We start from the raw sequence: 25,580 nt of genomic DNA on the forward strand, positions 1-25,580 counted from the left end.
CTGGAGCGAAGCGACCGGGGAATCGGGCGCGCTGACGGCGCCCTGTCGGGTCGCCAACCCAAGGCGGTACAGAGTGCGTTGCTGGTGCTCGAGGCGGTCGCGCTGGCGGGGACGGGAGTCACCGCCAAGGAGATCGCGGACCGTCTCGGGATGCCGTCGGCCACCACCTACCGGCTGTTGAATCTGCTTGTCGCCGACGGCTATATCGTGCGACTGCCGGATCTGTCCGGATTCTCGCTGGGTCCGCGGATGGGGGTGCTGATCGATGCGGCGGTGTCACCGACGGTGTGCACCGCGGCCCGGGAGGTGTTGGCCGAGCTGCGGCTGTCGGTGCGCTTCGGCGTGCATCTGTTCTATTTCACCAACACCTCGGTGCGGTTGGCCGACTCCGATGACGAATACCCGCCACCGGTCGACGAATCGGTGCTCAATCACCACCTGCACGCCTGCGCTGTCGGCAAGCTGCTGCTGGCCGAGAAGCGCGATATCGACACCCTGCTCACGTTCCCGCTGCACAGCCTGACCGGCCGCACCCTCACCTCCAGATCGGTTCTGGTCCAACAGCTCCACGAGATCCGCGACCAGGAGCTGGCCACCCAGGTAGGCGAACTCACCGAGGACTCCGCCTGTGTCGCGGTGCCGGTGCGCTCGGCCACCGGGGCCTTGGTGGCCGCGGTCGCGATGTCGGCACGCGCCGACCAGGAGCAGCTGTTGATCCGCCAGGTCCCCGTGTTGCGGGAGTGCGCGGCGCGCCTGAGCCCCCTCCTCGCCTGACTGGTTTCGCCCAATTGATCAAACGGGCGCGAAAGTGCGAGTAGCCCGCGCCATTTCGTCGAACTCGGTGCTCACAGTCCGAGGATCTGCACGCTCTCCTCGCGCATCTGCACCTTGCGGATCTTCCCGGTGACGGTCATCGGGAACTCCTCGACCAGGTGCACGTAGCGCGGAATCTTGTAGTGCGCCAACCGGCCTTCGGCGAAGGCCCGGATCGCCTGGACGTCCAACGGGTCCGCGCCCGGCTTCATCTTGATCCAGACGCAGATCTCCTCGCCGTACTTCGCATCGGGGACACCGATCACCTGGGCATCCTCGATGCCGGGGTGGGTGTAGAGGAATTCCTCGACCTCGCGCGGGTACACGTTCTCCCCGCCGCGGATCACCATGTCCTTGATCCGGCCGACGACGGTGCAGTAGCCGTCCTCCCGCATGACGGCCAGATCCCCGGTGTGCATCCAGCCGTCCTCGTCGATCGCCTCGGCGGTCTTCTCCGGGTTCTCCCAATACCCGAGCATCACCGAATACCCCCTGGTACAGAACTCCCCGGGCTGACCTCGTTCGACGATCTCCCCGGTCTCCGGGTCGACGATCTTGACCTCGACGTGCGGATGCGCGCGGCCGATGGTCGCGGTACGGCGGTCCAGGTCGTCGTCGTGCAACGTCTGACACGACACCGGGGAGGTCTCTGTCATGCCGTAGGCGATGGCCACCTCGGCCATGTTCATCTCGTTGATGCAGCGCTTCATCACCTCGATCGGGCAGACCGCGCCGGCCATGACGCCGGTCCGCAGGCTCGACAGATCGGCCTCCGGGAACGACGGATGGTTCTGCATGGCGATGAACATCGTCGGCACCCCGTACACCCCGGTGCAGCGTTCCTGCTCAATGACTTTCAAGGTCAGGCCAGGATCAAACCCGGGCGCCGGGATCACCATCGTCACGCCGTGGGTGGTGCAACCCAGGTTGCCCATCACCATGCCGAAGCAGTGATAGAACGGCACCGGGATACACAGCCGGTCCCCCGGCCGCAGATTGATGCCCTCGGTGACGAAGAACCCGTTGTTCAGGATGTTGCGGTGCGACAGGGTCGCCCCTTTCGGGAAACCCGTAGTGCCCGAGGTGTACTGGATGTTGATCGGGTCGGTGTTGTTCAGCGTCTTCTGCCGCGCTGTTAGTTCCTCGGGTGCCACCGCGCTCGCGCGCAACGCGTCCCAGTCAGCCGTGCCCAGGAAGATCACCTCGGTCAGCGTGGGCGCTTCCGGGCGCACGGCGTCCACCATCGCAACGTAGTCCGAGCTCTTGAACTCGGTGGCCGAGATGAGCATTCGCACACCCGACTGGTTGAGCACATACCCCAGTTCGTGGGTGCGGTAGGCCGGGTTGATGTTGACCAGGATCGCGCCGATCTTGGCGGTCGCGTACTGCACGATGGTCCACTCAGACCGATTCGGCGACCACATGCCCACCCGGTCGCCCTTGGCGATCCCTCGGCCCAGGAGTCCCCTTGCTACCAGATCGATTTCGTCGTTGAGTTCGCGGTAGGTCCACCGGGTTCCCTGCGCGGCGTCGACCAACGCCTCGATATCGGGATGGGCTGCCGCGGTGCGCTCGAAGTTCGCGCCGATGGTCTCCTCGAGAATCGGGAGGGTCGTCGGCCCGGCGTCGTAACTCTGCATATCCATTTCCCGTCGCTTCGCTCGCCCCATTACTGCACCAGATCCTCGTAGCGGTGCTCGGTCGGAATCGGCGACCCCGACTCGTGCGCTTCGTCTTCGCGCCGCCGCAGTTCGACGCGCCGGATCTTGCCGGAAATGGTCTTGGGCAGTTCGAAGAACTCGACCCGGCGCACCTTCAGATACGGCGCCAGATGGTCGCGGGCGTACTCCATGATCGCGCGTGCGGTGTCGGCGTCGGCCGACCACCCTTCGGCCAGTGCCACATAGGCTTTCGGGATGGCCAGCCGGGTGTCATGCGGTTGGGGGACGACGGCGGCTTCCACGACGGCGGGGTGCTCGATGAGCACGCTCTCCAACTCGAACGGCGAGACCTTGTAATCGCTGGACTTGAACACGTCGTCGGTGCGCCCGATATAGGTGATGTATCCGTCCGCGTCGCGGGCGGCGACATCACCGGTGTGGTAGTGGCCGCCGTGCATCACCGCCGCATTGCGTTGTGCGTCATCGAGATAGCCCGTCATCAGGTTCAGCGGCGCCTTCGACAGGTCCAGGCAGATCTCGCCTTCGTCGGCCAACTCGCCGGTGAGCGGGTCGATGAGGACCACCGGCACACCGGGCATGGGCCTCCCCATCGAGCCGGCCTTGACGGGTTGCCCCGGGGTGTTGCCGACCTGCAGGGTGGTCTCGGTCTGCCCGAACCCGTCCCGGATGGTCAAACCCCAAGCGCGCTGCACGGTTTCGATCACTTCGGGGTTCAGCGGCTCCCCCGCACCCAGGATCTCGCGCAGCCCTTCGGGTTTGGACCCGAGCTCGGCCTGGATGAGCATCCGCCACACCGTGGGCGGTGCGCAGAAGGTGCTGACACCGGCCCGGTGGAGCTGCGCCAGGAGGTCGGCGGCGTCGAATCGGCTGTAGTTGTAGACGAAGATGGTCGCTTCGGCGATCCACGGCGCGAAGAAGCAGCTCCAGGCGTGCTTGGCCCAGCCGGGCGAGCTGATGGCCAGGTGCACATCCCCGGGGCGCACCCCGATCCAGGCCATCGTCGACATGTGCCCGACCGGGTAGGAGATCTGGGAGTGCTCGACGAGTTTCGGCTTGCTGGTGGTGCCTGACGTGAAGTAGACGAGCAGTGGGTCCTCGACGGTCGTGACGGTCTCGTGCGCGTCGGGCGCGACGTCGTACGCGTCGGCGTAGCGGTGCCAGTTTGGCGTGTCACCGACCGCGATCCGCACGTAGTCCCCCGGCACCTGCTCGAACTTGGGTGCGTCGGCGGCGTTGGCGATGACGAACCGGGCGCCGCCGCGGGTGATCCGGTCGGCCAGATCCTCCGGTCCGAGCGCACCGGTGGTCGGCATGATGACGGCTCCGAGCTTGGCGACGGCGAGCATCGCCTCCCACAGTTCGACCTGGTTGCCGAGCATCAGGATGACCCGGTCACCCTTGCTCACCCCCAGCCCACGCAGCCACGTCGCCACCTGGTCAGAGGCCTGCGCCATCTCGGCGAAGGTGACCTTGCGCTCGCTGCCGTCCTGCTCGACGATCCACAGAGCGGTGCGCTGGTTGTTGTGCGCGATGACGTCGAACCAGTCGGTCGCCCAGTTGAAGGAGCCGGTGATCTCCGGCCACCGGAACGTCTCGACGGCTTTGTCGTAGTCGCCGATGACGTCGACCAGATGGTCGCGGGCATCGCGGTAGAGGTCGGTGTTGGTCGACATACAGATAGGATCTACGTCACACTCGCCCGTCCGCTACCCCCGAAAGAGGGGAATTCTGTGCAATCGCTGTTAAGGCCTCGCGATACCGATGCGGTGCGCGCTGAGCTGCGGCGGGTGGCCGCCGAGGCTGGGGTGCCGGTGCTGTTCGGCGGGGAGGTGCACGGGGACGCGCTGCTGCTCACCGAGTTCGTCGGCACCCGGACCGGCGGGCTTCGGGGGCTGGTGGTGCGGTCCCGGTCCGGGCTGGGCGGGGCCAGCATGGTGGCCGGCCGGCCGATGGCGGTGGCCGACTACCGCAATGACGTCAACATCACCCACGACTACGACGCACCCGTGTCGGGCGAAGGGATCCGCTCGGTGCTTGCGGTGCCGGTGCTGGTGGACGGGCAGGCCCGGGCGATGCTCTATGGCGCGTACCGCTCCGCCGCCCCGATCGGTGGCCGGGCGATGGACCTGATGGTGGGGTCGGCGCGGCGGCTGTCGCATGAGCTGCGGGTGCGCGACGAGGTGGACCGGCGGATGCGGCTGCGCGAGGCGCACCTGGCCGGCTTCACGGATCGGGTGGCCGACCCGGAGAAGATCCGGGAGGTGCACGCCGACCTGCGCCGGTTGGCGGCTTCCGCGCCGGCTGAGATGCAGGGACAACTGCGGGTACTGGCCGACCAGCTGGGGGCGGCGTTGTCAGGCGGTGCTCCTGCTGCGGCCCCGCTTACTCAGCGCGAAATTGATGTGCTTTCACAAGTCGCACTCGGGTGCACCAATGCGGAAGCCGCTCGGCGGCTTTCGTTGAAGCCGGAGACGGTGAAGAGCTATTTGCGCAGTGCCGCAGCGAAACTCGGGACGAAGACTCGGCATGAGGCGGTGTCGAGGGCCCGGCGGGGGCGGTTGATTCCGTGAGCGCCGCAACTGGTTGCACTGCAGTAGTTCAGGAGATGGGCATCGAAGCGGCCAGCAACTCCCCTTGGCTTTCGATGTAGGTGAGCGACTGATCGATAATCTCGCCGTTGATCGCACTGACCACGATCATGTGCGGAGAATGGTAACTCAGCAAACGTTCATCGCCGACTTGCGCGGCCCCGCCGAGGTGTGACAGACACTCAGGGGTGACGAAGTAGCACCATCGTCGCTGGCCGTCGGAAAATTCAAGGACAACGTCTACGGTGTTGCAACCGTCGTCAACTGGACCGTCAATGGTCATGTGCACGAGCTTTACGACGCGCTGGCCACTCAAGTCGAAACAGTGATCCGGATACCACCGCGCCTTCGCGTTGTCGCCGCGTACCTTCACTTGGCGCTTGTCGACGTCATGGGCCAGGATCGGATACGCGCTGCCGTAGGTGAGTGCGTGAGCGTAGACACCTACGCAGGCACACGTGGCAACGTTCAGCGAGTCAGCACCCATAGGGTTTGTGTCCCCCACAGGCGGATTCTAGCTCCGACGGCGGCGGTCGGCTGCCCATATCCTGAACGAGCTTTACTGGCCGACAAGTGTCGAAGTGCGTTCCTCGACACCGCAAAATCGGCACGACGGCGGCCGACGTTCAGTTCGCCCGCTGCCCGGGTTGCAGGTAGTGCTTAACCCACACAGTCCGTCATTTCATGTACGTCACCGCCGTCCCCCAACCGGGGGAATACGGATTCCCCTGTCGTGCAAGCCGACCAGCGGACAGACCCAGGCTTTCGGCTGCGGGAAGTTGTTCTCACCCCACTACTTCAAGCACGCTGCCGACAAAGCTCATCACCTCACGGGCGTCAGCGACTCGGCACTGGCCATCAACTCCGCTGACAGCCGAGGCCAAGAACAGATGCACATCCACCTGACCGAGCTGTACCGCCCTGCACGCCACGACATCGACGCCGCAGCCAAGGCCGGCAATATCACCGACAACGAGAGCAACTGGGTGAACGCGGTCATCCCGGTCACCGGACACGACCAGTCGATGACGAAGAACACCAACCCGAACAGTTACCGGGCCTGGCACACAAGCTCGTTGGACCAGAACTTCTTCGCGAAGGTGCACAACGACATCGCCCAGCCCAAGGGCACCGACATGTCCCACGTGATGATCCTGGTCGTAAAGGATCCGCGCGGCGGCTTCGATGTGCTCGAAAGCGACCGGCAGAGCGGCCTGCCCGCAGGCATTAACAACGCCGAGTCCCTGCTGTACAAGATCGGCGGCAAGTAGTTAGGCCGGCATCGCCGACTGTGGGCCTTGTGTACGCGATACATCGACCTGGCGTACACAGGGCCCACAGTCGGCGTACGTCGCTACGCCAGCGACTCCTCCCACGCCCGATACAACCCCGCGAAATGCCCACCGGCATCGATCAATTCACTGGGCGGGCCGTCCTCGACGATCCGCCCGTGCTCCAGCACCAGCACCCGGTCGGAACTCAACACGGTGGACAGCCGGTGCGCGATCACCACGGCGGTGCGGTCGGCCAGCACCGTCACCAAAGCCCGTTGCACCAGGCGCTCGCTCGGGATGTCCAACGACGACGTCGCCTCATCGAGGATCAGCACCGCGGGATCGGCCAGGAACGCCCGCGCGAACGCGATGAGCTGACGCTGTCCCGCCGAGAGCCGGCCACCGCGTTTGGCGACGTCAGTGGCGTACCCGTCGGGCAACGCGTCGATGAACCGGTCCGCACCGACGGCCTCTGCGGCGGCGCGCACCTCGGCGTCGGTCGCAGACGGCCTGCCGAAGCGGATGTTGTCGGCGACGGTGCCCTCGAACATGAAGTTCTCCTGGGTCACCATCACCACGTGCCGGCGCAGTTCGGCCTGCTCGATATCGCGCAGGTCGACCCCGTCCAGGCTGACCACACCCGAGACCGGATCGTAGAACCGCGCAATGAGTTTGGCGATGGTGGTCTTACCGGCACCGGTGGTGCCGACCAGCGCCACCGTCTGCCCGGCAGGCAGATGCAGCGTCAGATCTGGCAGCACCGCACGGCCCGGCACGTAATCGAAGCGCACATCGCGGAAGTCGACCTCCCCGCGCACCGCTGCCAACCGCACCGGATCCGACGGATCACGGATCCCGGGCTCGGTGGCCATCACCCCGGAGATCTTCTCCAGCGCGGCCGACGCCGACTGGAAGGTGTTGAAGAACTGCGAGATCTCCTGCATCGGTTCGAAGAAGATGCGCAGGTACAGCAGGAACGCGGTGAGCGTGCCGAGCGTCATCCGGCCTTCGAGCACCAGGTAGCCACCGTAGAGCAGCACCACCCCGGTGGCGATGTTGCCGACCAGCCGCACGCTGGGCATGAAGATCGCCATCAGCTTGAAGGCACGCTCGTTGATCGACTTGTAATGGTCGGCAACGTCTTCGAAGATCTCCTGGTTACGCGGCTCGCGGCGATACGCCTGCACGGCCTTGATACCAGTCATGGTCTCGACGAACTGCACGATGACCAGTGCCGCGGCCTCCCGCACCTTCAAATACGTCTTCGACGATTCGGTGCGGAACCACCACACCAGCCCGACCAGAATGGGGAAGGCGCACAAGCACATCAGGCCCAGCCGCCAGTCCAGCACCAACAGGAGCACCGCGGTGCCGCACATCGTGAGCACGGCGGTGATCAGCCCGTCGAACCCCGTCGACAGCATCTCCTGGATGGCCTCGATGTCATTGGTGGACCGGGCCACCACCCGGCCCGACGTGTAGCGGTCGTGGAAGGCCACATCGAGACGCTGGAAATGACGAAACAGCCTGCGCCGCAATTCCAGCAGCACCTGCTGGCCGATTCGTCCGGATCGCCGCAGGAACACCATCCGGCTGCCGGCCTGCAGGATGACCACACCGCACAGCACCGCCAGGATGACCACCAGTTCGCGCGCCGAACCGCCGGCCAGGATCGGCGGGATGCCATGGTCGATCCCGCGCTGCACCAGGATGGGCACCGACAGCCGGGCTGCGTTCTCGACCACGACGATGATCGCCAGCACCGCAATCACCGCGCGGTAGGGCCGCAGTAGCGAGAACAGCAGCGCGCGCGCTTCGCCGCGCCGCGACACGGTTTCGTCGATCACCGAATCGTCGGCGGACTCGACCGCCTGACCGCGCCAGTCCGTGGTACTCATCGCTGACGCTCCCAGCTGGACAGCGCTTCATCCTCCAGGTGCAGATGCTCCAGCTGCGAACGGCATTCGTCGTTCTCCCAGTCACAGGAGCGCTCGGCACCGTCGTCGAGCTCGTCGTCGGCGGCCAGCAGATAGCGGTACTCGGGCACCCCGGCCAGTAGCTCGCCGTGCGTGCCGATATGCGTGATGGTGCCGCTCTCCAGCAGCGCGACCCGGTCGGCGAGCAACACCGTCGAGGCGCGGTGTGCCACCACGATGCCGGTGACCTCGCGCAGCACCCGGCCCAGCGCCTCGGTGACGACGGCCTCGGTGTGGACGTCGAGCGCGGACAAGGTGTCGTCGAGCACCAGCACCGACGGGTGGGCCAGGATGGCGCGCGCCAGCGAAAGCCGTTGCCGCTGGCCACCGGACAGGCTCATGCCCTGTTCCCCGATACGGGTGTCCAGACCGAACGGCAGATCGTAGACAAATTCGGCGGCCGCCACCCGGACCGCTTCGGCGAGCTGCTCGTCACTCGCGACGGGGTTGCCGAGCTGCAGGTTCTCCCGCACGGACATGGAGAACAGCGTCGGATCCTCGAACGCGGTGGCCACCGCGTGACGCAGCGCCGGCAGTGACAGGTCGCGGATATCTTTGCCGTCCAACATGATCCGGCCCTCGGTGACGTCGTAGAGCCGGGACAGCAAGGCGGCGAGCACCGTTTTACCCGACCCGGTGGAACCCACCAGGGCGATGGTCTCCCCCGGCTCGACGGCCAGGTTCACGTGCCGTAAGGCCCAGTCCGAGCTGTCCGCAAACCGGAAACCGACGTCGACCAGTTCCAGCCGGCCGCCGCGCGGGGTGGCACCGTCCGGCCCGTCGGTGATCTCGCGTGGTGCGTCGAAGATCTCGGTGACCCGGTTGGCCGCCGTCATCGCCTCCTGCGTCATCGACAACAGAAAGCCCAGCGAGGCGATCGGCCACACCAGCGACAGCATCATGGTGATGAAGGCGACCAGGGTGCCCATGGTGACCAGCCCGTGGCCCGCCGCGTAGGCGCCCACGCCGAGGACGACGATCAGCGTGACCGTCGGGATGACCTCCAGCAGCGTCCAGAATTTCGCCGACACCGCGACCTTGCGGACCTCGGTGTCGAACAGGTCGGAGGCTCGCTCGTCGAACCGCTCGTAGGCGTACTCCTCCCGCCCGAACGCCTTGACCACCCGCATCCCGAGGGCCTGCTCCTCGACGTGGGTGGCGACGTTGCCGGACTGGTCCTGCGCCTGACGGGACAGCTGGGTGAACTGCCGCTGAAAGTGCAGCACCGTCGCGGTGATCGGCGCGATGGACACCACCACGACGACCCCGAGCGGCCAGTACATGGCCAGCAGGATCGACGTCACGACGACGATCTGAACGAAGTTGAGCATCAGGAACAGCAGCCCGAAGGACAGGAACTGCCGGATGGTGCCCAAGTCGTTCATCACCCGCGACAGCAGCTGCCCGGACTGCCACCGGCCGTGAAAGTTCATCGGCAGGATCTGCAGCCGCGCATAGAGGTCTTTGCGGATATCGGCTTCCACGCCCATGGTGGCGCGCGCCACCAGCCAGCGGCGGATGAACCACAGCACGGCCTCGGACACGCCGACGGCGGTGGCGGCCGAGCCCAGGATCCACAGTCCGCGCTCGTCCTGGTGGCGGATCGGGCCGTCGATGACCGCCTTGGTGATCAGCGGGATGGACACCGTGGCGCCCAGGCTGACGAACGCGGCCAGCACCATGACGGCCCAGCGCACGCGGTAAGGCTTCAGGTACGGCAGCAGGCGCAGGATGTCCGAGGACGCGCGGATACGGCGCGGTGGCGGCGCAATGGCCGGTGCCCCGCGCAGCGCACTTCCGTCCGTATCCATGACCCCACCCACTAAGACTGTCTAACTCAAGACTCCGACATCTACGTCGTGACCAATCGCGATCTTCCGACGCACGGAGCGTCGCGAAGCCCATCCCCCGGCATCAATGCTGCCATGCCGGACAAGCGAATAACCCGACACGACACCACGCTAAAACCTCAACAAAGATTGAGGTCAATTGAATTCCCCACCTCAGATGAAGCCGAGATACCCGATCACGCCGGCACCCGCCACGATGAACAGCGGATTGATCTTGCTGACCAGGAAGATCCCGGTGCACACAGCGGTGACGGTGTAGGCCCGCCAGTCGTGATCGGCGGCCCGGCTCATCACCAGCGAGGTGGCCAGGATGAGCCCGACGGTCAGCGGCGCGAAACCCTTCTCCACGGCGATACGCAGTTTCGACTTCTCGGCGCGCTGCCAGAACAGCGTCACCACGTAGACGAACGACGCCGCGGGCAGCACCATCGCCACCATCGCGATCAACCCACCCAGGATCGCCGCGGGCACACCCCCGACGTGCAGACCCGCGCCGTAGCCCACCATCGACACGATCAGGATGCTGGGTCCCGGAGCGGTCTGCGAGATGGAGAATAGGTCGGCGAACTGGCTGTTGGAGAGCCAGTGCCGGTGGTTGACCGCCTGCATGTGCATCTCCGGCAGCACCACGTTGCCGCCGCCGATGGACAGCAGCGAGAGCATCCCGAACAGGCCGGCGATCTGCAGGTAGGTGCTCACGACTTCACCTGCGCACGCCCCCGTGGCCAGGCCCAGATCAGGCTCAGCGGCGCCAGGATCGCCAACGTCCCCAGCAGCGGCCAGCGCAGTACCCCGTTGAGCAGGAACGCCCCGCCGAACAGCAGCACCGGCACCAACCCGGTGAGACATTTCTGGCCGGTCTTGATCACCATCGTCAGCGTGAGCGCCACCGCCGCGGCCGACGCGCCGTGCAGCACTCCTTTGACGGCGGGCACTTCCTTGAAACGGAAGTAGACGAACGACAGCACCAGGATGATCACCAGCGGCATGAGGCACAGGCCGACGACGGCCGCGACCGCCCCGGCCAGGCCGCGCATCTTGGTGCCGGCGAAGACGGCCATGTTGACCTGATTGGCGCCGGGCAGGATCCGGCACATCGTCATCGCCGACAGGAACTCCGCCTCGCCCAGCCACTCCTTCTCGACCACCAGCACTTCCCGCGACCAGGCCGAGAGTCCCCCGCCGAACGACGCCAGGGCGATGTGGTTGAACGTGAGCGCCAGTTCCACCAAGGACACCTCACGCGCTCCGTCTGAACCCGGGTCCCCGAGCTCACTCATGCATCAAGTCCGGATCGTGTGGGAAATCGTCCTCGCCATGGTCCCCGGGTCGCAGTGGATCCGGCGGCTCGTACTGATGCGAGGACTCCCAGTCGAAGGCGAAGATCGCGCCCAGCCGGGCGACGGCCTCGGGATCCTCGACGATGACACCGAGCTCGCGGCGCAGGTCGAAGGCACTGCGGTCGATGTTCATCGACCCGACCAGCGCGTGCGCGTCATCGGCGATGAGCAGTTTCGCGTGCACCCGCAGGTTCTTCTGCTTGTGCACCTTCACACCGAACCGGCGCAGGGTGCGCAGCGAGGCGAAGGTGTCCAGGATGTCCCACTCGCTGATGCCGTGCCGTCCGCCGCACAGCACGCGCACCTTCACGCCGCGCCCGGCCGCGGCCGCAATGTGGTCCAGAATCACCGCGTCCACGTATTTCGGATGCTGAATATCGAGCCGGTGCGCGGCGGCGTCGATGAATTGCGCCATGTGATATCGCGAATTCGAATTGCTCCACAACAGCCCCTCGAACACCGCCGGATGCCAATCGTCGCGGTGCTCCCAGTCCGCGTCGAACGCGTCGACGATCTGCGCCACGTGTTGCGGCACCGTGGTGACGACGCCGTAGTCGCGGGTGAGGGTGAAGTACTTCTCGCAGAGGTTGAACGTGGCCACCAGCGCGGCCTGCCCGTCGACGACGATCGACTTCTCATGCGTGACATAGAACTTCGGATTGGTCCACGCCACGTTCACGCCGGCGCCCTGCAACCGGGTGAACGAATCGTCGTTGGCGCGGTCCCCGCCGGAACGAGCCGGGTTCAGCATCACCCGCACGTCGACACCCGCGTTGTGCCGCTCGATCACCGTTTCCAGCAACGATTCCTCGGTGAAGGTGAATTGTTTGAGGAGTAACGATTTCTCGGCCGACGCGACGAATTGCCGTACAGGTTCGACGCCGTCATCGGGCTGCACGATTACCCGCGGCGTAAATGCCTGCATAAATGCCGGATGCTAGCACCCAATGGTGTCCGGGACGTGCCTGCCGCAATAGCGGTGATTCATCGGGCAAGATGGGCCTTATGGACAGTGGAGCAGCGTCACCCCGGGTTCTCGTCGTCGACGACGATCCCGACGTCCTCGCGTCCCTGGAACGAGGCCTCCGGCTGTCCGGATTCGAGGTCGCCACGGCGGTCGACGGAGCCGAAGCCCTGCGCAGCGCCACCGAGACCCGGCCGGACGCGATCGTGCTCGATATCAACATGCCCGTGCTCGACGGCGTCAGCGTCGTCACCGCGCTGCGCGCCATGGACAACGACGTACCGGTCTGTGTGCTGTCGGCCCGCAGCTCGGTGGACGATCGGGTGGCCGGGCTGGAAGCCGGCGCCGACGACTACCTGGTGAAGCCGTTCGTGCTGCAGGAGTTGGTGGCCCGGGTCAAGGCGTTGTTGCGCCGGCGCGGCTCGACCGCCACCTTCTCCTCGGAGACCATCTCGGTCGGCCCGCTCGAGGTCGACATCCCCGGTCGCCGGGCCCGGGTCAACGGCACCGACGTCGACCTGACCAAGCGCGAATTCGACCTGTTGGCAGTGCTCGCCGAGCACAAGACCGCGGTGCTCTCCCGCGCCCAGCTGCTGGAGCTGGTGTGGGGCTATGACTTCGCCGCCGACACCAACGTGGTGGACGTGTTCATCGGCTACCTGCGCCGCAAGCTGGAGGCCGGTGGTGCGCCCCGGCTGCTGCACACGGTCCGCGGCGTGGGGTTCGTGCTGCGGCAGCAGTAGGTTCGCATGGATCTCAACGACCGGCTGTACCGAATTCTCGGACTACCCAAGCGGGCGCTGTCGCTGCGCTCGATCGTGCTGGTGGCGTCGTTCTCGGTGATCGCCACCGTCATCACCATCGGCACCTGGGTGTGGATCGGCATCACCAACGAGCAGTACAGCCAGCTGGACCGACGCCTCGACTCGATCAGCAGCCTCGGCGATGTCACCACCCTGCTCAGCAGCGCCCTCAACGATCACACCGACGAACCCGCTGCCAATGGCGGTCTGGTGCGCACCGCCCGCATCGCCGGGTCCACCGTGTCGGCGCCCGATGACATCGTGCTGCCCGAATTCCCGGACGGTTTCGCGACCACCACGATCAACGGCGTCAAGTATCGGGTGCGTACGTTCAGCGCCGGCCAGGCCTCGGTCGCCCTGGGCGCGCCGACCGCCGAGACCGAGCACCAGATCGACGCCCAGCACCGCCGGGTGTTGCTGATCTGCGGCGGTGTCATCGGCGGCACCGCCATCGTCGGCTGGATCATCTCGGCCATCATGATCACCCCGTTTCGGCGGCTCGCCCAGCAGGCCCGGGCCATCAACTCGCAGTCCAAGCCCGAAGAGGTTCAGGTGCGCGGCGTGTGGGAGGCCACCGAGATCGGCGAGGCCGTCGAGGGCATGCTGGCCCGCATCGGCGACGAGCAGCAGCGGACCAAAGCGGCCCTGGAGTCGGCGCGCGATTTCGCCGCCGTCGCCTCGCACGAACTGCGCACCCCGCTGACCGCCATGCGCACCAATCTCGAGGTGCTCGACACCCTGGAGATGCCCGACGAGCAGCGCAAGGAAGTGCTCGGCGACGTGATCCGCACCCAGTCCCGGATCGAGGCCACCCTGACCGCGCTGGAGCGTCTGGCGCAGGGCGAGCTGACCACCTCCGACGACCATGTCCCGGTGGACATCACCGAACTGCTCGACCGCGCCGCGCACGACGCCATGCGCGTGTATCCCGACCTGGATGTGTCCCTGGTGCCCGCGCCGACGGTGCTGATCCTCGGGCTGCCCGCCGGGTTGCGGTTGGCGGTGGACAACGCGATCGCCAACGCGGTCAAGCACGGGAACGCGACCCGGGTGCAGCTGTCCGCGGTGGCCTCACGGGCCGGGGTGGAGATCGCCGTCGACGATGACGGTGTCGGGCTGCCCGAAGAGGAACGCACCCGGGTGTTCGAGCGGTTCTCCCGCGGGTCGACGGCCTCGCATTCCGGGTCGGGCCTGGGCTTGGCACTGGTCGCCCAGCAGGCCGAATTGCATGGCGGCACAGCCTCATTGGAGGCCAGCCCGCTCGGCGGCGTGCGGTTGCTGCTGCGGTTGCCCGGGCCCGCCTAATCCGAGCCGGCGGTCGGCGCCAAGCAGTAGGCGCGCACCGGGGCGGGATAGCTGTAGGTGGTGGTGTCGGCCGGGCACTGGGCGGCCGCGGAGTCGAATCGCTGCACCACCTTGTAGGCCTTGTCATCACTGATGGCGCAGTCGGTTTGCTCGAGGTTCTTGCCGCTGGCGGTGGGGTGATAGCAGTGCCCGGCGGTGAGGTTCTCGACGAGGCAGAGCCGGCCGACCGCGTGGTGGTCGAGAGTCCAGTCATAGCTGATGTAGTTGGCGTTGGCGCACGACCGGTCGCTGTCGAGCACCGCACCCACCGTGAAGCTGGGGTCGGTGCCGCAGTCGGTGCGGTGCACGTCTTGTCCGTCGGCCCCGAGTGCAACACAGTCGCCGACAAGGTAACTCGTGATCTCCTGCTTCGCAGCCGTGGTCGCCTGCTGCACTTCGCGCTTCTCGGCCAAGCTGAACTTGGCGAGCAGAATCAGTGAGACACCGATGATGGTGAAGGCCAACCGGACCTTCTTGGTGCGCCACCACCGTGTCTTGGCCGGAGCGGGCTGGGCGGTGGTTTGCGGGTTGGTCATATCTGTCGATCCTTTTTTCACGTGGACACCGAAAGCCCGCATTCCGGGGCCTCTTGCAAGGTGTAGTCGCGAAACATGCGTCGATCCGAACGCCGCCCGAGGGTGATCTGCCCCACGCCCCGGACCCGCACAAGACAAAGAACCGCCGTCGCTACGGCCCACATTGGACCGGAACGACGGCGGTTCTGTTGGTACTAGCTAGCGGGTGGCCAGCAGGTCGATGACGAATATGAGCGTCTTGCCCGACAGCCGATGGCCGCCACCGGCCGGACCGTAGGCCTGCTCCGGCGGGATGGTCAGCTTGCGCCGACCGCCCACGCGCATCCCGGGGATACCGTCCTGCCAGCCCTGGATGAGGCCGCGCAGCGGGAAGGTGATCGACTCGCCGCGGTTCCACGAGCTGTCGAACTCTTCGCCGGTGTCGTACTCCACGCCGAGGTAGTGCACCTCCACGGAGCCGCCGGGTACCGCTTCCTCGCCTTCGCCGACGATGAGGTCTTCGATGACCAGCTCGGTGGGTGCCGGGCCGTCCGGAAATTCGATTTCAGGTTTTGTTGCCACGATTGTCCACCGTAGTCGGGCACACTGGCTTCATGGCCACTGATGCGGACATCCTCGCCGAAGTCAACAAGCTCGTCGCAGAGGAGAAGGAGCTGCGCACTGCACTGCAGCACCGCGAGATCGACGAATCGACCGAACACCAGCGCCTGCGCTCCATCGAGGTGCAGCTCGACCAGTGCTGGGACCTGCTGCGGCAGCGGCGGGCGCTTCGGGAGTCCGGCGGCGATCCCGATGACGCCGCGGCCCGTCCCGCCGAAGAGGTCGAGGGCTACCTGGGCTGACACCGGGTGGCACACGCGCAGTACGACGTCGTCATCGTCGGGGGCGGACACAACGGTCTGGTCGCCGCCGCGTATCTGGCACGTGCCGGGCGCCGAGTCCGGCTGTTGGAGCGGCTCGATCACGTGGGCGGCGCGGCCGTGTCCGCGCATGCCTTCGACGGTGTCGACGCCCGGCTGTCGCGGTACTCCTATCTGGTGAGCCTGCTGCCGCGGCGCATCATCGACGAGCTGGGCGCGCGGATCAGGCTGGCCCGGCGGCGGCATTCCTCGTACACCCCGGACCCGGCTTCCGGTGGGACCACCGGACTGCTGCTCGGGGCGCACGACACCTTCGACGTCATCGGCGCCCGGCCCGATGCCACCGGTTTCGCGGAGTTCTACCGGCGCACCGGGCTGCTCACCAAGGCACTCTGGCCGACGCTGCTACAACCACTGGAGACCCGGTCGGCGGCGCGGCGCCGGGTGCTGGCCGGCGGGGACGACGCGGCCACCGCGTGGCGCGAGATCGTCGAAGAGCCGATCGGGCGCGCGATCACCGCGGCGGTGCGCCACGATCTGGTGCGCGGGGTGATCGCCACCGACGCCCTGATCGGCACCTTCGCCTCCGTCGAGGATCCCGCTCTGCTCCAGAACGTGTGCTTCCTGTACCACCTGATCGGCGGCGGTACCGGTGACTGGGATGTGCCGATCGGCGGGATGGGCGCGGTCACCGGCGCCCTGAGCGCGGCGGCCAGCGGCTTCGGCGCTGAAATCACCACCGGTGCAGAGGTTTTCGGGATAAGCCCGGACGGCGAGGTGCGCTATCGGGCCGGCGGCCAGGATCACACGGTGTCCGGCACGCACGTGCTGGCCGGCGTGACGCCCACGGTGCTGGCCGGGTTGCTGGACGAGCCCGCACCCGTGTCCGCGCCGGGGGCCCAGATCAAGGTCAACCTGATGCTGCGCCGGCTGCCGCGCCTACGCGACACCTCGGTGACCCCCGAGCAGGCGTTCGGCGGCACCTTTCACATCAACGAGACGCTGACCCAACTGGAGGGCGCTTACACCGCGGCGTCCCGCGGCCAGGTGCCCGAACCTCTCCCGTGTGAGATCTACTGCCATTCGCTGACCGACCCCAGCATCCTGTCCCCGAGCCTGCGCGCGGCCGGGGCGCAGACCCTGACGGTGTTCGGGCTGCACACCCCGCACAGCCTGTCCGCCGGCACCGACCCGGATCGGGCCAGGACCCGGTTGACCTCCGCTGCCCTGGACTCGCTGAACTCCGTTCTGGCCGAACCGATTCAGGACGTGATTGCCGAAGACGCCGCCGGCCGACTGTGCATCGAGGCCAAGACCACCGCCGATCTGGACTCCATCCTGGGCATGACCGCGGGCAATATCTTCCACGGGGCCTTGGGCTGGCCGTTCGCCGAGGACGGCGAGCCGCTGGACACCCCGGCACGGCGCTGGGGCGTGGCGACGGCACATCCACGAATCCTGTTGTGCGGATCAGGCTCCAGGCGCGGCGGTGCGGTGTCCGGGATCGGCGGGCACAATGCTGCGATGGCCGTGCTAGAGAGTTAGCTTCCGCAGAATCGTCTGCAGCGCAAGCAGATCAGCGTCGCTCAGGGCGGCCAGCGCGGCCGGAGCCGGGTCCTGCACCGCCTCGACGGCGGCGGCCACGGCCTGCCCCTCCTCGGTGAGCGACACCACCTTGCAGCGCCGGTTCGCCGGATTCGTCTGGCGCAACACCAGGCCGCGCTCCTCCAGGTCATTGACGGCCACCGTCGCCGCGGGGGCGTCCATGGTGGCCGCCTCGGCCAGCTCTTTGACCGTCATCGGGGTGCGGGCCAGCCTGCGCAACACCCGAATCCGGCTGAACGGCAGACCGGACCGGTCGATCACCGCGCGCTTCCAGTCACCGCGGTTCTCATGCACGAGCGCGGACATCCGTTGCCATACCTCGTCGGCAATCAGGTCATCCGACATGGACCGCCGCCTTCCCTTCGATCAGCGGGACCAGCCGCTGCGCCGAGGCCAGGGCACGCGGCGCGGTGGACACGAAGCCCAACACGATGATCACGACTCCGAGCGCGACACAGACGAACCACAGCGGACGGGCCGCGGCGATGAAGTCGACCCCCGAGGACAGCAGTGTCGTGCCCGTCACCGAACCACACAGCGCCACACCGATACTCACCCCGATCTGGCGGCTGGTGCTGGTCACCGCCGAGGCCGCCCCGGCCCGATCCAGCGGCATCCCGCTGACCGCCGCGTTGGTGATGGGGGCGTTGACCATCGAGAAGCCCATACCGAACACCGTGAACACCACCAGCAGCGCCCACACCGGCGTCGTCGCCGTCAGGAACGTCAACAAGTACGCGGCCGTGGTGATGAGCACACCGGCCGCCAGAAGTGACGGCCGCGCCCCGTAGCGACCGACCAGCCGGCCCGACAACGGTGAGAACAACAGTGCGCCGATGGCGATCGGCAGGTAGATCAAACCGGTGTGCATGGCCGAGAACCCGCGCTCGGCCTGCAGATACAGCGACATCATGAACAGGAACGCACCCCAGGTGGCGAACGCGCTGATGGCGATCACGGTCGCCGAGGCGAACGGGACGCTGCGGAAGAAGCGCAGGTCGATGAACGGGTCATGGCGGCGCGACTCGAACCGCAGGAACGCGGCGAACGCGACCGCGGCCAGCACTGCCACCGCGATGACCCGCGGGTTGGTCCAGCCCATCCCGGGCCCCTCGATCAACGCGAACACGACACCGAACAGGAACACCACCGCCAGACCCTGCCCGACGGGGTCGACATTGCGCATGGTCGCCGATTTCGTCTCGGGCACGAAGATCGCCGTGAGGATGACCGCGGCCGCACAGATCGGCAGGTTGATCCAGAACACCGCGCGCCAGCCCACGTACTCGATCAGCAGGCCACCCACCGTCGGCCCCAGCGCCATCGAGATGCCGACCACCGCGCCCCAGAAGCCGAGTGCGCGGGCGCGTTCCACCTTCCCGGTGAAGACCTGCGAAATGATGGACAGCGCAACGGGGTTGAGCATCGAACCACCGATACCCTGCAGCAACCGCGCGGCGATCAAGGTGTCGATACCAGGAGCCAGGCTGCACAGCAGGGAGCCGACGGCGAACACCGTGAGCCCGATCTGGAAGATCCGCCGGCGGCCGAACCGGTCACCCATCGCGCCGGAGAGCATCAGCAGCGAGGCGAGCACCAGGGTGTAGACGTCGACCACCCACTGCAGCTGCGCGGGGCTGGCCCCGAGGTCGGTGCGGATGGACGGAATGGCGACGTTGACGATGGTGGCGTCCATCGACACGATCAGCAGGCTGAGGCAACACGACACCAGGACGACGGCTTTACGCCGCGGGGTCAGGTTGCTGATGGCGTCGGGCCGCCGACGACCATCCTGCACAGTTTCATTCATACAACCATTGTGAAACTACAATCGTTACCTTTGCAAACGCTGTCAGCCCACACACGGGTATGCCCCCGAAAGCCGGAGCTCTCGGGGGCATACCTGCGCGGTCTCAGCTGCGGGTATCGATCCCCGCGTAATCGCGCTCGGTGTAGCCGGTGTAGATCTGCCGCGGCCGGCCGATCTTGCCGGGCTCGGAATGCATCTCGCGCCAGTGCGCGATCCAACCCGGCAACCGGCCCAAGGCGAACAGCACGGTGAACATCCGGGTGGGGAAGCCCATGGCCCGGTAGATCACGCCGGTGTAGTAGTCGACGTTCGGGTAGAGCTTGCGCTCGATGAAGAAGTCGTCGGTGAGCGCGATCTCCTCGAGCTGCTTGGCGATGTCCAGCAACTCGTCCTCGACCCCGAGCTTGCCCAGGATCTTGTCGGCCTGCTCCTTGACGATGCGCGCCCGCGGGTCGTAGTTCTTGTAGACCCGGTGCCCGAAGCCCATGAGCTTGACACCCTCTTCGCGGTTCTTGACCTTCTTGACGAAGGTCTGCACATCGTCGCCGCCGGACCGGATCTTCTCCAGCATCTCCAGCACCGCCTGGTTGGCGCCGCCGTGCAGCGGGCCCCACAGCGCGTTGATGCCGCCGGAAATCGAGGTGAACAGGTTGGCCTGCGACGACCCGACGAGGCGCACCGTCGAGGTCGAGCAGTTCTGCTCATGGTCGGCGTGCAGGATGAACAGCATGTCCAGCGCACGGACGATCTCGGGATCGACCTCGTAGGGCTCGGCCGGGAAGCCGAACGTCATCCGCAGGAAGTTCTCGACCAGGGTCAGCGAGTTGTCCGGGTACAGGAACGGCTGGCCGACCGACTTCTTGTAGGCGTAGGCCGCGATGGTCGGCAGCTTGGCCAGCAGCCGGATGGTGGACAGCTCCACCTGCTCCTTGTCCAGCGGATCCAGCGAATCCTGGTAGTAGGCGCTCAACGCGTTGGCCGCCGACGACAGCACCGGCATCGGGTGCGCGTTGCGCGGGAAACCGTCGAAGAACCGCTTCAGATCCTCGTGCAGCATGGTGTGCCGCTGGATCTGGGTGGTGAACTTCTCCAGCTGCTCGGTGGTGGGCAGCTCACCGTAAATGAGCAGGTAGCTGACCTCGATGAAAGTGGACTTCTCGGCCAGCTGCTCGATCGGGTACCCGCGGTACCGCAAGATGCCGGCGTCACCGTCGATATAGGTGATCGCGGATTTGGTGGACGAGGTGTTGACGAACCCGCCGTCGAAAGTCGTGTAGCCCGTCTTGGCGAGCAACGAACCCAGCGCGATGCCGTCGGAACCCTCGGTGGCGCGCACGATGTCCAGGTCCAACGAGCCACCCGGATACGACAGGGTCGCTACTTGGTCAGGGCTGGAGTTTTCGGCCACGGGAACCCCTTCTGTGGTCGTGAGCTAAGCGTTACTACTGGACGGTAGTCGCTAACGTTGCGGCCCGCTTGCGTGGGGTGCCACGTCACGTGCCGGATGCTGCGTTGCTTGCGGTGTCGGCTCCCATGATCGGCGGAACCTCTCGAAGGTCGCCGACAGGCGTTCGCACAGGATCCCCGAGTTGATCGGCGGATGCCCGGGCAATCCGAGCCCGGCGAATGACGAGGAGAACAGCAAGGTCCAGATATCGGCGACGAGTCCCACCGCGGGGTCGCCCGCGCGGACGCCCAACCGTTCGGCCAGGACCTCCACCGAGGCGCCGGCGTGCCGCTGTTTGAACGTGAACGGCGAGATGGACATCGAGGTGGCGCCGTTCACGATGGAGATCAGCACCGCCATCCGGGTGAAGGCCGGCGACTCGTGGCCCCGGCGCGGAGCGAAGATCTCCAGGTGCGCCCGCAGTAGGGCCTCATGCGCGGTGATCCCCCCGGGCTGGCGGCGCAGCGCCTCGGCGACGTAGCCGTCCATGTCCTCGGCCAGCGCGGCGACGACATCGGCCTTGGTCGGGAAGTACCGGCTGAAGGTGCGCGGGGACACGTCGGCGGCGACCGCGATCTGCTCGACCGTGGTGTTGTCGAACCCCTGCCGCTGACACAACTCGGCCGCGACGGCCACCAGCGTCGCGCGGGTCTTGAGCTTCTTACGTTCCCGCAGTCCCGCGCCGACCTGATCAGACATTCGCCGCCACGTCGAGGTCCGCGACGAACTCCCCAGTCTGCACACAGGCCTGGTTCAGCCGCTCGACCATGAGCAACGGCCCGAGCCGGCCACCCTCGGTGTCGCCGACGAGATCACCACACGCCGCGACGATGATCGACGAGAACACCGTCACCCCCAGCAGCAGCCGGCGGTCATCGGTCGGCACGCCCATCCGATCGGCAAGAACCGCAAGCACTCTCGGGTGCCTGAACTCGAAGGCGGCCTGACGCAACACGTCCGACCCGTTGATGATGCGCAACATCAGCACGATGCGGCCTTTGGTGAGCCGGCCGACGGTGTGCCCGTCGACGCGGGTCAGCACCTCCACGTGCGCGGCGCGCAGCGCTTCCAGTGGCCCCAGGTGCCGCGGCAGACGGGTGATCTCCGCGGCGATCTCCTCCGCGAGATCCTCGATGAGCGTGAGGAACACGGCCTCTTTGGTCGCGAAGTAGCGACTGAACGTGCGCGCCGAGACATCCGCCTGCGCGGCGATCTGGTCGACCGTGGTGCGCTCGTAACCCTGGCGCAAACACAAGTCCAGCGCGGCGTCGATCAGTGTGGTGCGGGTTCGTTGCTTCTTGCGTTCACGCAAGCCGAGATCGGTGCCCCCGGCATCAGCCATTGGTGGATGGTAACTCCCGCTCACGCATCGTCCCGGCTATATGCGTGCACTCGGTAACGCGCGAACGCCGGACCGGCCAACGCAGCCACCGTCACACCGATCACCACCAGCAGCCCACCGCCGGCGGCGGCCGCCGTCGTTCCCACCACCGCGGCCGTGGCACCGTGGGCCACATCGGCGATCCGCGGGCCGCCGGCCACCACCACGGTGAACACCCCCTGTAGACGACCACGCAGATCGTCGGACGCCGCCTCCTGAAGAATGGTCGACCGGAACGCCGCCGACACCATATCCGCGGCGCCGCCCAAGGCCAGGAACGCCAGCGCCAGCCACAACATCACGCCCGCCGTGCCGTGCGCGGCTCCGGCCGCCAACCCGAACCCGAACATCGCCAACCCCCACACCACGATGGAGACCAGCACCGTCAAGCCCTGTCTTCGGACCCTGGGCAACCAGCCGGAGAACACGCCGCCGGCCACCGCCCCCACCGACATGGCCGCGGCCAGCAGCGCCATCGTGGTGCCGCCCTCCACCGGTCCGCCGAAGCTCTCGTGGGCCATCTGCGGGAACAGCGCCCGGGGCATCCCGAAGATCATCGCGATCAGGTCGACGACGAACGACATCAGCACCACCTGGTTGCCGGCCAGGTAACGGAAGCCCTCCAGCACCGCGCGGAAACCGAACTGGCCCGTCCCATCGCCAGCGCCGGTGGGCGGCATCTTCGCCAGCCGGACCGTCGCCCAGATCGGGACGACACACGTGACGGCGTCGATCAGATACAGCGTCGACAGATCGACGAAATGCAGCAGCATCCCGGCCAGTAGCGGGCCGACGATGGCACCGAACTGCATCACCGTCATGTTCAGCGAGTTGGCCGCGGGCAGCTGCTCGAGCGGCAGCATGCGCGGGATCGCCGCCGCCCGGGTGGGCGAGTTGACGGCGTAGAAGACCTGCTGCAGCGACAGCAGCCACAGCACCGCCCAGACGTTGTTCAGGGCGAGCGCGGCCTGCAGCCACAGCAGCACCGACGAGGCCGCGAGCCCGACGGCGGTGATGATCAGCAGCAGCCGGCGATCCATGGCGTCGGCCCAGGCCCCGCCCCACAGGCCGAACACGATCAGCGGGACCAGCGCGAACAGACCGGACAACCCGACGTAGGCCGAGCTCTGGGTGAGCGCGTAGAGCTGAACGGGGACCGCGAAGATGGTGAGGTTCCCGCCGATGACGGTGACGATGCCGGCCAGCCACAACCGCCGAAAGTCCGGGGTTCTCAGCGGTGTGGTGTCGGCGAACAGCCCTCTCACCGTGGGGCGAGCGAAGCGACGGGGTATGTCGTCCAGGCGAGCGAAGTGACGGGGTATGTCGTCCAGGCGAGCGAAGTGACGGGGTATGTCGTCCAGGCGAGCGAAGCGACGGGGTATGTCACGGCTGCAGCCGCTCGACGGTGAAGGTCGCCGCCGGAGCGGCTCCGGCACGACCCTGCGTCACCCGAATCCTGTTGTGCACCCGGTTCTCCCGGCCCTGCCAGAACTCGACGACCTCAGGGGCGATCAGATACCCACCCCAGTGCGGTGGCACCGGGACGGTCTCCTGGTCGGCGAACCGGGCCGTCACCTCGTCCAGCTGATCGAGCAGCGCGCGGCGCGAGGCGATCGGCTGCGACTGGTGCGAGGCCCACGCACCGAGCTGCGAGCCGCGCGGGCGCTTGCTCCAATAGTCGGCCGTGGCCTCCGCGGACACCTTGGTCACCGGACCACGCAGGTGTACCTGACGCCCCAGCCCGTACCACGGGAAGGTCGCCGACGCGTACGCGGTCGCGGCGAGCTGCTCGCCCTTGGCGGAGTCGTAATTCGTGTAGAAGCTGATCCCGGATTCGTCCACGCTCTTGCACAACACCGTCCGCGTCACGGGCCTTCCCCGCTGGTCGACGGTGGCCACCACCATGGCGTTGGGCTCGGCCAATCCGGCCGCGCCGGCGTCGGAGAGCCATGCGCGCAACAGCGTCAGCCAGCCGGTCGCGGGGTCCGGACCCAGCCAGTCGGCATCGAGGTCGACGCTGCCGTCCTTCTCGACCGATCCGTACTCGACCCGCATCGCGGCCAGGTCCTGATTGTCGGCGCTGCTGCTCACGCGCCAACGCTACGCCAGCCGATGGCCACCGCACACGGTCGTCGCCGATGCGGGTGCGACAATTCCGCACATGACTGTTCCGGAAAACTTCGTTGCCGGGCTGGAAGGCGTCGTGGCCTTCACCACCGAGATCGCCGAACCGGACAAAGACGGCGGCGCACTGCGCTACCGCGGCGTCGACATCGAGGATCTGGTGACCAAGCACGTCACCTTCGGCGACGTGTGGGGCCTGCTGGTCGACGGAGAGTTCGGGCGCGGCCTGTCCCCGGCCGAGCCGTTCCCGCTACCCATCCACTCCGGTGACGTCCGGGTCGACGTGCAGGCCGGGCTGGCCATGCTGGCGCCCATCTGGGGCTATGCGCCGCTGCTGGACATCGACGACCAGACCGCCCGCGACCAGCTGGCCCGCGCCTCGGTGATGGCGTTGTCCTATGTCGCGCAGTCCGCCCGGGGTATCGGCCGCCCGGCGGTGCCACAGCGCACCATCGACGAATGCGACACCGTCACAGCACGTTTCATGACCCGCTGGCAGGGCGATCCGGATCCGCGTCATATTGAGGCCATCGACGCGTACTGGGTGAGCGCCGCCGAGCACGGCATGAACGCGTCGACTTTCACGGCCAGGGTGATCGCCTCCACCGGCGCCGATGTGGCCGCGGCGCTCTCGGGTGCGGTCGGCGCGATGAGCGGGCCGTTGCACGGCGGTGCCCCGGCTCGGGTGCTGCCGATGATCGAGGAAGCCGAACAGACCGGTGATGCGCGCGCGGTGGTGCGCGGCGTCCTGGATCGCAAAGACAAGCTGATGGGCTTCGGGCACCGCGTCTACCGCGCCGAAGACCCCCGGGCCCGGGTGCTGCGGGCGACGGCACAGCGGCTGAACGCGCCGCGGTTCGAAGCAGCTGCGGCGCTGGAACAGGCTGCGCTGGCCGAGCTGCGGGAGCGCCGGCCCGACCGCGCCATCGAGACCAACGTGGAGTTCTGGGCCGCGGTGATCCTGGATTTCGCTCAGGTACCGGCCCGGATGATGCCCGCCATGTTCACCTGTGGACGGACCGCCGGCTGGTGCGCACACATCCTCGAGCAGAAGCGCCTGGGCAAGCTGGTGCGCCCGGCAGCCATCTACGTCGGACCCGAACCACGGTCCCCGGAAGCGGTGCCAGGCTGGGAGCACGTCCGCACGTCGTGAGTGTCTTCGACACGGCGGCAACGACTTCGG

Annotated in this window: 25 protein-coding genes; 8 read left to right on the forward strand and 17 right to left on the reverse strand. The window is 67.0% G+C overall.

Annotated elements, in window-relative coordinates:
• The first annotated feature begins 21 nt into the window (after positions 1-21).
• Positions 22-774, forward strand: a complete 753-nt coding sequence (locus tag FHU31_RS30295; protein ID WP_167165201.1) for an IclR family transcriptional regulator — start codon at positions 22-24, stop codon at positions 772-774.
• A 71-nt stretch (positions 775-845) separates the two neighbouring features.
• On the opposite strand, the gene FHU31_RS30300 is transcribed toward FHU31_RS30295, so the two are convergent.
• Both FHU31_RS30300 and FHU31_RS30305 read right to left on the reverse strand, forming a co-directional pair.
• Positions 846-2,453, reverse strand: a complete 1,608-nt coding sequence (locus FHU31_RS30300; protein ID WP_167165203.1) for an AMP-binding protein — start codon at positions 2,451-2,453, stop codon at positions 846-848.
• A 29-nt stretch (positions 2,454-2,482) separates the two neighbouring features.
• Positions 2,483-4,168: an AMP-binding protein gene (locus FHU31_RS30305; RefSeq protein WP_167164954.1), complete on the reverse strand. Its 1,686-nt coding sequence runs from the start codon at positions 4,166-4,168 to the stop codon at positions 2,483-2,485.
• 57 nt (positions 4,169-4,225) lie between these two features.
• Between FHU31_RS30305 and FHU31_RS30310 the strand changes: the two genes are divergently transcribed.
• Entirely contained in the window at positions 4,226-5,065 is an 840-nt protein-coding gene (locus FHU31_RS30310) for a response regulator transcription factor (RefSeq protein WP_263987973.1), read from the forward strand.
• Positions 5,066-5,093: 28 nt separating this feature from the next.
• Here the strand turns inward: FHU31_RS30310 and FHU31_RS30315 are convergent, their stop codons facing one another.
• On the reverse strand, positions 5,094-5,588 hold the full coding sequence (locus tag FHU31_RS30315; RefSeq protein ID WP_167164959.1) for a hypothetical protein: 495 nt from the start codon (positions 5,586-5,588) through the stop codon (positions 5,094-5,096).
• Between the two features lie 274 nt (positions 5,589-5,862).
• Here FHU31_RS30315 and FHU31_RS30320 point away from each other — a divergent pair, with 274 nt between their 5' ends.
• Positions 5,863-6,354 carry a CDP-diacylglycerol diphosphatase gene (locus FHU31_RS30320; protein ID WP_167164961.1) on the forward strand — a complete coding sequence of 164 codons (492 nt, stop codon included), beginning with the start codon at positions 5,863-5,865 and terminating at the stop codon, positions 6,352-6,354.
• A gap of 83 nt (positions 6,355-6,437) precedes the next feature.
• Here FHU31_RS30320 and FHU31_RS30325 read toward each other — a convergent pair whose 3' ends face one another.
• The 5 genes from FHU31_RS30325 to FHU31_RS30345 form a co-directional block, all read right to left on the reverse strand.
• Positions 6,438-8,255 carry an ABC transporter ATP-binding protein gene (locus FHU31_RS30325; RefSeq protein WP_167164963.1) on the reverse strand — a complete coding sequence of 606 codons (1,818 nt, stop codon included), beginning with the start codon at positions 8,253-8,255 and terminating at the stop codon, positions 6,438-6,440.
• Entirely contained in the window at positions 8,252-10,144 is a 1,893-nt protein-coding gene (locus tag FHU31_RS30330) for an ABC transporter ATP-binding protein (RefSeq protein ID WP_167164965.1), read from the reverse strand. Before FHU31_RS30330 ends, FHU31_RS30325 begins: the two co-directional genes overlap by 4 nt.
• A 192-nt stretch (positions 10,145-10,336) precedes the next feature.
• Positions 10,337-10,882 (reverse strand): chromate transporter, encoded by a 546-nt coding sequence (locus FHU31_RS30335; RefSeq protein ID WP_167164966.1) that lies wholly within the window; start codon positions 10,880-10,882, stop codon positions 10,337-10,339.
• Positions 10,879-11,463 carry a chromate transporter gene (locus tag FHU31_RS30340; protein WP_167164968.1) on the reverse strand — a complete coding sequence of 195 codons (585 nt, stop codon included), beginning with the start codon at positions 11,461-11,463 and terminating at the stop codon, positions 10,879-10,881. The genes FHU31_RS30335 and FHU31_RS30340 overlap by 4 nt, the downstream gene beginning before the upstream one ends.
• The gene (locus FHU31_RS30345; RefSeq protein ID WP_167164970.1) at positions 11,456-12,448 is read right to left on the reverse strand and encodes a phospholipase D-like domain-containing protein; all 993 of its coding nucleotides are present in this window, start codon (positions 12,446-12,448) and stop codon (positions 11,456-11,458) included. The genes FHU31_RS30340 and FHU31_RS30345 overlap by 8 nt, the downstream gene beginning before the upstream one ends.
• A 71-nt stretch (positions 12,449-12,519) precedes the next feature.
• On the opposite strand from FHU31_RS30345, the gene prrA reads away from it, so the two are divergent.
• Together prrA and FHU31_RS30355 are read left to right on the forward strand one after the other, a co-directional pair.
• A complete protein-coding gene (gene prrA / locus FHU31_RS30350; protein WP_090354654.1) occupies positions 12,520-13,230 on the forward strand; it encodes a two-component system response regulator PrrA in 711 nt (236 codons plus the stop codon).
• Between the two features lie 6 nt (positions 13,231-13,236).
• Complete coding sequence (locus tag FHU31_RS30355) at positions 13,237-14,595, forward strand: sensor histidine kinase (RefSeq protein WP_167164972.1); 1,359 nt, start codon at positions 13,237-13,239, stop codon at positions 14,593-14,595.
• On the opposite strand, the gene FHU31_RS30360 is transcribed toward FHU31_RS30355, so the two are convergent.
• Together FHU31_RS30360 and FHU31_RS30365 are read right to left on the reverse strand one after the other, a co-directional pair.
• Positions 14,592-15,170 carry an LppU/SCO3897 family protein gene (locus FHU31_RS30360; RefSeq protein WP_167164974.1) on the reverse strand — a complete coding sequence of 193 codons (579 nt, stop codon included), beginning with the start codon at positions 15,168-15,170 and terminating at the stop codon, positions 14,592-14,594. The two genes, FHU31_RS30355 and FHU31_RS30360, sit on opposite strands and share 4 nt — an antisense overlap.
• A 198-nt stretch (positions 15,171-15,368) precedes the next feature.
• A complete protein-coding gene (locus tag FHU31_RS30365; protein WP_167164976.1) occupies positions 15,369-15,731 on the reverse strand; it encodes an FKBP-type peptidyl-prolyl cis-trans isomerase in 363 nt (120 codons plus the stop codon).
• Between the two features lie 32 nt (positions 15,732-15,763).
• Here FHU31_RS30365 and FHU31_RS30370 point away from each other — a divergent pair, with 32 nt between their 5' ends.
• A complete protein-coding gene (locus FHU31_RS30370; RefSeq protein WP_167164978.1) occupies positions 15,764-16,012 on the forward strand; it encodes a DUF2630 family protein in 249 nt (82 codons plus the stop codon).
• A 6-nt stretch (positions 16,013-16,018) separates the two neighbouring features.
• Positions 16,019-17,575, forward strand: coding sequence for a phytoene desaturase family protein (locus tag FHU31_RS30375; protein WP_167164980.1), 1,557 nt, complete (start codon positions 16,019-16,021; stop codon positions 17,573-17,575).
• Here FHU31_RS30375 and FHU31_RS30380 read toward each other — a convergent pair.
• From FHU31_RS30380 to pdxH, 7 genes are all read right to left on the reverse strand, one after another.
• A complete protein-coding gene (locus tag FHU31_RS30380) occupies positions 17,564-17,980 on the reverse strand; it encodes a MarR family winged helix-turn-helix transcriptional regulator (RefSeq protein WP_167164982.1) in 417 nt (138 codons plus the stop codon). The genes FHU31_RS30375 and FHU31_RS30380 overlap by 12 nt on opposite strands.
• Positions 17,970-19,445, reverse strand: a complete 1,476-nt coding sequence (locus FHU31_RS30385; RefSeq protein ID WP_208411596.1) for an MFS transporter — start codon at positions 19,443-19,445, stop codon at positions 17,970-17,972. Before FHU31_RS30385 ends, FHU31_RS30380 begins: the two co-directional genes overlap by 11 nt.
• Before the next feature lie 103 nt (positions 19,446-19,548).
• Positions 19,549-20,853 (reverse strand): citrate synthase, encoded by a 1,305-nt coding sequence (locus FHU31_RS30390; RefSeq protein ID WP_090354646.1) that lies wholly within the window; start codon positions 20,851-20,853, stop codon positions 19,549-19,551.
• Positions 20,854-20,904: 51 nt separating this feature from the next.
• Entirely contained in the window at positions 20,905-21,591 is a 687-nt protein-coding gene (locus tag FHU31_RS30395; RefSeq protein ID WP_167164984.1) for a TetR family transcriptional regulator, read from the reverse strand.
• Positions 21,584-22,234, reverse strand: a complete 651-nt coding sequence (locus FHU31_RS30400; RefSeq protein ID WP_167164986.1) for a TetR/AcrR family transcriptional regulator — start codon at positions 22,232-22,234, stop codon at positions 21,584-21,586. Before FHU31_RS30400 ends, FHU31_RS30395 begins: the two co-directional genes overlap by 8 nt.
• A gap of 20 nt (positions 22,235-22,254) precedes the next feature.
• Positions 22,255-23,538, reverse strand: a complete 1,284-nt coding sequence (locus tag FHU31_RS30405; protein ID WP_167164988.1) for an MFS transporter — start codon at positions 23,536-23,538, stop codon at positions 22,255-22,257.
• A 118-nt stretch (positions 23,539-23,656) separates the two neighbouring features.
• Positions 23,657-24,364 carry a pyridoxamine 5'-phosphate oxidase gene (gene pdxH / locus FHU31_RS30410; protein ID WP_263987972.1) on the reverse strand — a complete coding sequence of 236 codons (708 nt, stop codon included), beginning with the start codon at positions 24,362-24,364 and terminating at the stop codon, positions 23,657-23,659.
• Between the two features lie 70 nt (positions 24,365-24,434).
• Here pdxH and FHU31_RS30415 point away from each other — a divergent pair, with 70 nt between their 5' ends.
• Positions 24,435-25,550 carry a citrate synthase 2 gene (locus FHU31_RS30415; protein WP_167164990.1) on the forward strand — a complete coding sequence of 372 codons (1,116 nt, stop codon included), beginning with the start codon at positions 24,435-24,437 and terminating at the stop codon, positions 25,548-25,550.
• Positions 25,551-25,580: the final 30 nt, after the last annotated feature.

The sequence above is a fragment of the Mycolicibacterium fluoranthenivorans genome (assembly GCF_011758805.1).
Taxonomy (GTDB): domain Bacteria; phylum Actinomycetota; class Actinomycetes; order Mycobacteriales; family Mycobacteriaceae; genus Mycobacterium; species Mycobacterium fluoranthenivorans.